Below are 5,234 nucleotides of genomic sequence, written 5' to 3'. Positions count from 1 at the left end.
TCTGCCGCCACCCCTCGCGTGCCACCCAGCCAGAGCCACGTCCCCGCTTGAAACCCATAGGGACACCCCCCGCACGATCGTCCTGGTGGATGACCTCCGTACGTTCGTGGATGGCCGTAGCGCCGCTGGCGCGAACGGCCCCGCGGCTACCGCGACCGTACGGGTTATGGCAATTTGATCCACCGAGCGGGGTTCCTGGTTCGGGTTGTCTTGGAGTGACAAACCTTGATACCGGAACCCCGCTTCTCAATGCCTGGTCAACACACCCCTTGACCAGCCACGCCCACGCTTAACTGAACGGCGTTGCCATTAGCCCGGCCGCCAGGGGGATCTCACAGCAGTGTCTGGCACAACTGGCCCGGCGTACCCCCGCTGCTGCCCGGTGGCGGGGCGTTGATGTTCGTGGACGTGGACTCGATGCTGTGGCGCGGGAGCCGCGTCCGCACGGCGTGGGACGCAGCCCCCCGGGGGTCTTGTCGGCGCGGAGGGCAGGCTATGCCTGCGTGGTCACCCATGCGGAACAACTACTGATCTCGATGTACTGGGAGCCCCACTCGCCCCAGCAGGCGCGGTACTGGACGGTGTCCTCTTCTGGGTAGTTGCGATTGATGACGGTCGTCCCGTTGTCCGCGCCGTTGTTGTCCCAGTCGTCTCCTTCTCGACCGCTGGAGATCCGCCATTGGACTACGGCGGAATGGCCGTCCGCCTTTGTGTCCCTGATGTGCCAGTAGTCCCCGTACTCCTCGTACCAGGCCCAACCGGCACCGCCACTGGCATACGCCGTCGGTCCGTTGGCGAGAGCCGGCGTGGAGGCGCTGGCGATGATTCCCAACGCCATCCCTACGCCCGCGATGACCTGAACCAACCTGCGTTTCGGGATACCCATCTTCGTCCGCCTCTCTGGTCAGAACTTTGTTGTGTTCGCTAGCATCGATCACCCAGGGTCATTGCGTTCTCGGGTTGCTGCTGCTTACGGTGGCGATCAAGCCGAAATCACGGCTGTTGATCGCGTCGTTGAGCCGTCGGTAGACCGCCTGGTTGGATTATTGCGTCGTCGTCATCGGACCTCTCCTTCACTTTGCATGCCATGGCCGGGTCCCCGGCTCGCGCCTGTTGGGCGCTCACTGATTCCGACGACGTAGAGCCTGCGAATGTGACGTAGAGCCTGCGAATGTCAGGGAAGGCGCCGACTCACGATCCGGTGCTGCTGCCTACGCCGCCCGGGAAGAGGAGTTGGCCCTGGTGATCGCGGACGAGGTCGACCACCCGGCGCGGCACCGGGCCGACCTGACCCGCTACCTGGTCGCCGGTACCGGCGGCTACCGCTCCCGGCGGCTCACCCGGATCGTCGACACGCTGCACTTCGCGCCGAGCCACGCGTCCCGGCTCGTGCAGGGCGCCGAGCTGGTGACGTTCCTGTTCCGCCGGATGCAGACCGCCGCCGTGGATCCGCGTGAGGCGGCGACGAACGAACGACTGTGGTCCTCGGTGCAGCCCCGGGTCTATCGCGCTCAGCGAGCAGCGCCTCGTGGGTTTTGATCTCGTCGTTGAGCTGCTGCCAGCGGCGGGCGATCGAGCGCAGGGTGTGCTTCGTCGCGGCGAGAACGGTGGTGACCGGACCGGGACGCAGGCCGGCGCAGCGTTCAATCAGGGGCATCTGCGACAAGGGCTGCAAAGGTTCACGCAGTGTAGGTGGCCGTGCGTTGCCAGGGCGGCTGGTCGGCCGGGCCGCCAGGCGATGCGCCAGGCGAGCCTGCGCCCATCGAACAAGGGCGCAGTGGAATGGTGACTGGTAGGGCGGCTGGCGAGGGTGCTGATCAGCGGTTAGTGGGCTGCGGAAAGGAGTGCCTCGGCTACTGCGGTTCTCGCGTTGACGATCGTGTGACCGGTTCGGTGGCTGGTGACCAACCCAGCCGCGCGCAGTATGCCGAGGTGTTGCGAGGTGCCGCCGGCCGACAGTCCGATGCGGCGCGCGAGGTCGGTGGTGGAGAGCGGCGACTCGAGTGCCACTAGTAGGTCTGCCCGGGTTCGGCCGATGACTGCCGCCAGCGCACGGGGTGGACAGGGGCTGGCTTCCCACAAGGTGGCGACGCCGCGCGCCGGGTACGCCAGCTGTGGTTGTTCCGCGGCCGTAATGCTGAGCACCGACGGCCACGCGAAGACCGAAGGTACCAGCAGTAAGCCGGTGCCTCTCAGCGAGGTGCTGCCGGGGCAGCGCAGGGGGGCTCGGCGTCGGTGCCTGGCAGGACGCCGTGGGGCGATCGAGAGGCTGCCGTCTCGCCAGTGCACACGCTGATGAAGGTCGTTGAGCAGTCCTTCAGCGCCGTGTTCCGTCAGCCGCCGAGCCCTCTGGAATACCTCCGCGTCTAGCAAGGTCCGGATCCTCGGCCAGGACTGGGCGAGGGCGATGTCCCAGTACTCGGTGATCTCGTCGACGAGGCGGGCAAGTCCGGATTTGGGGTCATCGCAAAGCCCTTGCAGGGCGGACAGCCGGGGCTGGTCGAGCACTTTAAGATCCGCCCGGACGACCTCCGCCGAGGTGGCTGCCAACGCGGAAAGCTCGGTCGCGAGGTCTGCGGTGGCGGTGGCCGGCGGCGGGGGAGTGAGGAAGTCCGGAATCGGATGGCCGTTGGGCGGGACGAGGCTGGTCAGCCATCGGTGGCCCGCGCCGGGGAGGAACCCGGCGGCGGCGAGTCGCGGGCGGACCTGGTTCACCCAGGGTAGGTGTACCGGGTGGCTGGCCGGATCGCCCAGCACTCGCACGCTCGCCATCACTTCCCAGAGGCAGGAGATGGTGATCCGGGTACGAGCCACGTCGTGCATGGAGAACCCAAGCGAGAGCACCCCTACCTCCAACATTCGCCTCGAGCTAAAACACTACTCGGTGGCGTGCGGAGCCGGTGAGGTTGACGGAGTGACCGAACAACAGCTCCACCTGGTGCCACCTCCGGCCGCTCCCCGCTCCCGCAGCCGAATCTCCACCGCCTTTGCGACTCGCTTCGGCGGAATGTCACGCCCGTTCTGGGTCATTTTTTCAGGCACCATCGCGAACCGAATGGGCGATATGGTCGTCCCGTTCCTGGTCTTCTACCTCGGCTCCCGCGGCATCTCAGCAGAAGCGACCGGCTCGATCGTGGTCGCCCTCGGGCTGGGTGGGCCGATAGGCTCGGTGCTCGGAGGCTGGCTCGCCGACCGGGTCGGGCGCAGGTTCGTACTGCTCACTGGCCTCATAGCCACTCCGGCGAGCCTCGGCGCGCTCTTCGCCGCACCCAACCTGCCGACTCTTGCCTTCGCTGCCGCGTTGGTCGGCATGTGCAACAGGCTGTATCCGCCTGCGGCTGCGGCGCTGATCGCGGACTCGGTCACGCCGACCCAGCGAGCGCGTGCCTTCAGCCTGCTGCACTGGGCGGTCAACATCGGTACAGCGGCGTCTGCCGCCACCGCCGGATTCCTTGCCGCTCGCGGCTACTGGCTGCTGTTCGTGCTCGACGCCGCCACCTGTCTCATCTACGCCATGTTCGTCGCCCGAGGCATCCCTAAGAAGGCACCCGACCAACGGACGCGGACCAACGGCGGGGGCTACCGAGTGGTCTTGCAGGACCGGGTGATGATGGCGTTTGTGGCGATGACCGCGCTCGCCGCGATCGTCTATAGCATGACCCAATTCGCGATCCCGTTGGCGATCCGGCTCGACGGCCTACCACCGACCGTCTTCGGGCTCGTCGGTATCGTCAACACGGTCCTCGTGATCGCGCTCCAGCCGGTGCTCTACGGCATGATCACCCGGTTCGATCGCGTTCGGGTCCTCGCCACCTCCTGGGCGCTCGTCGCGGTCGGTGTAGCCAGCACTGGGTTGGCCCACGAACCGTGGCAATATGCGCTCACGGTGGTCATCTGGACGATCGGCGAGATCGGTAACGGGGTGGTGGCCGGAGGGATAGTCGCCGACCTGGCGCCGGCGGCGATGCGTGGTCGCTACCAGGGAATGATCAGCTGGGCCAAGACGATGGCCGGGCTTGTCGGACCAGCGTTGAGCACCACGCTTCTCTCTGTCGTCGGGCCGGAGGCGATCTGGTTGACGTGCCTGGTGGCCGGGCTGTCAGGTGCGGTGGCGGTGCTGGCACTCATTCCGGCGCTCGTCGCTCGCGCTACCACTGTCCCCTGAACCGTTCTTGTCGTTCGGTTTCTGGCCGTCCGATTCTTCGAGCTGTTGAGGTACGGGTTGTCGCGTCGACCAGCAGCCAAGCCCGCTCTCGGCGCGGCCCTGGCCAGCAGCTGCCGTCCGCCGACTGGGATCACTCTCGTGATGCTGCGACGGCCGCCGTCGCCACGGCACAAAACTGAAAGACATGCCGCCAGCCGACCCGCGGGGTGAGCCGTCGCCGGGTGCACCGGCGAGCAGGAGCACTGAGCTGGGATCGAGTGCCTGAGTCAGGAATCGCTCAGGCGGTGGCTCTGTTCCTGACCCACTTCGAAGATAGGTGCGAGATATGGATCTGCACGCTCGGCTGCGCCAGCAGCTTGAGGATTTCCGCGACTGTTTGAGCGTTGACCTGAGCGCTCCCATCCAGCATTGTCCGGGCTGGACGCTCTTCGACCTTGCCGAGCACGGCTCGATGGCGTGGGCATCGCGGACCTGTGCGCCGAGGCGGGCATCTCCAAGGAGACGCTGTACCGCCACTTCGGGTCCAAGGACGGGCTCATCCGCTCCGTCCTGGAAGCCCGCAGCGACCGTGTCACACGCTGGCTGGCCCGGGCCGCCGCCGACGCGGGCGACGAGCCGGCGGCCCAGCTCGCCGCGGTCTTCGACACCCTCCGCGTCTGGTTCAACGAGCCCGGCTTCCGCGGCTGCGCGATCGTGAACGCCGCCACCCAGCACCACACCGCTCCGGCCAGCACCATCGCCGCCCGTCATCTCGGCCGCTACCTGGACCTTCTCACCGCGATCGCCACCCGAGCCCGAGCGGCGAATCCCGCCGCTCCGGGACGGCAGCTCCTCCTACTCTCCTCGAAGGCGCGATCGTGGTCGTCGACCACCACGAGGGCCCGGGCGCCGCGAACGACGCCCGGGACGCGGCCCTCGCCCTTCGCGACCACACATCGCACCGACGAACACTCCTTGAGGCAGGTTGCACAGGCAACCGCCGCACTCCACCAACTGCTCACCGAAGTCATCGCCTGGACCCAGGCTGTCGCTCCCGTGCGCGCAGCCTGAATGGGAGGACACATGTCTT

Annotated in this window: 6 protein-coding genes; 3 read left to right on the top strand and 3 right to left on the bottom strand. The window is 67.1% G+C overall.

What is annotated here, in order from left to right:
* Positions 1 to 493: 493 nt before the first annotated feature.
* Positions 494 to 886 (bottom strand): hypothetical protein, encoded by a 393-nt coding sequence (locus AAH979_RS42370; RefSeq protein ID WP_346263757.1) that lies wholly within the window; start codon positions 884 to 886, stop codon positions 494 to 496.
* Positions 887 to 1,242: 356 nt separating this feature from the next.
* Here AAH979_RS42370 and AAH979_RS42365 point away from each other — a divergent pair, with 356 nt between their 5' ends.
* Positions 1,243 to 1,539, top strand: coding sequence for a hypothetical protein (locus AAH979_RS42365; RefSeq protein WP_346263756.1), 297 nt, complete (start codon positions 1,243 to 1,245; stop codon positions 1,537 to 1,539).
* 285 nt (positions 1,540 to 1,824) lie between these two features.
* Here the strand turns inward: AAH979_RS42365 and AAH979_RS42360 are convergent, their stop codons facing one another.
* Positions 1,825 to 2,844 (bottom strand): winged helix-turn-helix domain-containing protein, encoded by a 1,020-nt coding sequence (locus AAH979_RS42360; RefSeq protein ID WP_346263755.1) that lies wholly within the window; start codon positions 2,842 to 2,844, stop codon positions 1,825 to 1,827.
* A gap of 70 nt (positions 2,845 to 2,914) precedes the next feature.
* Here AAH979_RS42360 and AAH979_RS42355 point away from each other — a divergent pair, with 70 nt between their 5' ends.
* Positions 2,915 to 4,165: an MFS transporter gene (locus AAH979_RS42355; RefSeq protein WP_346263754.1), complete on the top strand. Its 1,251-nt coding sequence runs from the start codon at positions 2,915 to 2,917 to the stop codon at positions 4,163 to 4,165.
* A gap of 277 nt (positions 4,166 to 4,442) precedes the next feature.
* Here the strand turns inward: AAH979_RS42355 and AAH979_RS42350 are convergent, their stop codons facing one another.
* Complete coding sequence (locus AAH979_RS42350; protein WP_346263753.1) at positions 4,443 to 4,610, bottom strand: hypothetical protein; 168 nt, start codon at positions 4,608 to 4,610, stop codon at positions 4,443 to 4,445.
* An 11-nt stretch (positions 4,611 to 4,621) separates the two neighbouring features.
* Between AAH979_RS42350 and AAH979_RS42345 the strand changes: the two genes are divergently transcribed.
* The gene (locus AAH979_RS42345; protein WP_346263752.1) at positions 4,622 to 5,215 is read left to right on the top strand and encodes a TetR/AcrR family transcriptional regulator; all 594 of its coding nucleotides are present in this window, start codon (positions 4,622 to 4,624) and stop codon (positions 5,213 to 5,215) included.
* Positions 5,216 to 5,234 lie beyond the last annotated feature (19 nt).

The sequence above is a fragment of the Plantactinospora sp. ZYX-F-223 genome, from assembly GCF_039649625.1.
In the GTDB taxonomy this organism is placed as follows: Bacteria; Actinomycetota; Actinomycetes; order Mycobacteriales; family Micromonosporaceae; genus Plantactinospora.
This window is presented reverse-complemented; position numbering and strand designations above follow the sequence as displayed.